This window comes from Salipiger abyssi, from assembly GCF_017311415.1.
Lineage (GTDB): Bacteria > Pseudomonadota > Alphaproteobacteria > Rhodobacterales > Rhodobacteraceae > Salipiger > Salipiger abyssi_A.
In genome coordinates, this window is record NZ_JAEKIS010000068.1 from 1 (window position 1) to 1,217 (window position 1,217).

The window sequence follows — 1,217 nt, forward strand, 5'->3', positions numbered from 1 at the left end:
AATAGCCCCGTGTATCGTGGACGCTTTCTTTGCTAATTTTGAGGCAAGGAGGCCATGATGAGCAGCACCAAGTTCAGCGACGATTTCAAGAAAGACGCCGTCGCGCAGATCACGGAGAGGGGCTACCCGGTCAGGGAGGTGGCCGAGCGTCTGGGCGTGAGCCAATACTCGCTCTACTCCTGGAAGAAGAAGTTCGCGAAGGCGTCATCTGGTGACGCCGAGAAAGAGGCTGAGATCCGTCGGCTCAAGCGTGAGCTCCTGAGAGTGACGGAGGAGCGGGATATCTTAAAAAAGGCGACCGCGTATTTCGCCAGGGATGCAAAGTGAGATACGCGTTCGTGGCCGAGCATCGCGGACAGTTTTCTGTCCGGGCGATGTGCCGCTGCCTGCGCATCCAGCCGAGCGGGTTCTACGCGTGGCTGAAGGCACCGCTGAGCAAGCGAGCCCAAGAAGACAAGCGGCAGACCGAGATGCTGAAGGAGGCGTGGCTGGACAGCGGCAAAGTCTATGGTCACCGCAAGCTGCATGACGATCTTCTCGAGCAGGGCGAAAGCGTCTGCCTAAACCGGGTTGCCCGCCTAACCAGCTTGGCCGGCATCAAGGCGCAGATCGGCTACAAACGCCGACCGGGAAAGTATGGCGGGAAGCCTTCGGTGGTCGTCGACAACACGCTCGATCGGCGGTTCGACGTGGCGACACCGGATACGGCTTGGGTGACCGACATCACCTACATCCGGACACAGGAGAACTTCGCTTATCTGGCCGTGGTCATCGATCTGTTCTCGCGTCGTGTGGTCGGCTGGGCAATGCAGAGCCGCCAGACGACAGACGTTGTCCTGCAAGCGCTGCTGATGGCGACGTGGCGAAGAAAGCCCAAGGAGAAGGTCCTGATACATTCGGACCAGGGCAGCCAGTATACCAGCATGGACTGGGCGGCATTCCTGCGGGCCCACAATCTGGAGCACTCGATGAGCCGCCGAGGGAACTGTCATGACAACGCGGTCGCCGAGAGCTTCTTCAACCTATTGAAGCGTGAACGGATCAGGCGACGGACCTACCGAACACGCGAAGAAGCCAGGCAGGATGTGTTCGATTACATTGAGATGTTCTACAACCCGAAGCGCAAACACGCCCGCAACGGAATGCTGTCGCCCGTCGACTTCGAGCAGCAGCACAAACTGAGACACGAAAGCGTCTAAGAAACCCGGGGCTATTCA

The 1,217-nt window shown here is 58.9% G+C and carries 1 protein-coding gene; it reads left to right on the plus strand.

Features of this window, described 5'->3' with window-relative positions; all coding sequences use genetic code 11:
- Positions 1–57 precede the first annotated feature (57 nt).
- A protein-coding gene (locus I6N89_RS25320; protein WP_419247641.1) for an IS3 family transposase occupies positions 58–1,199 on the plus strand; the annotation gives its coding sequence in 2 pieces (ribosomal slippage) (positions 58–298 and positions 298–1,199; 1,143 coding nt in all).
- Positions 1,200–1,217 lie beyond the last annotated feature (18 nt).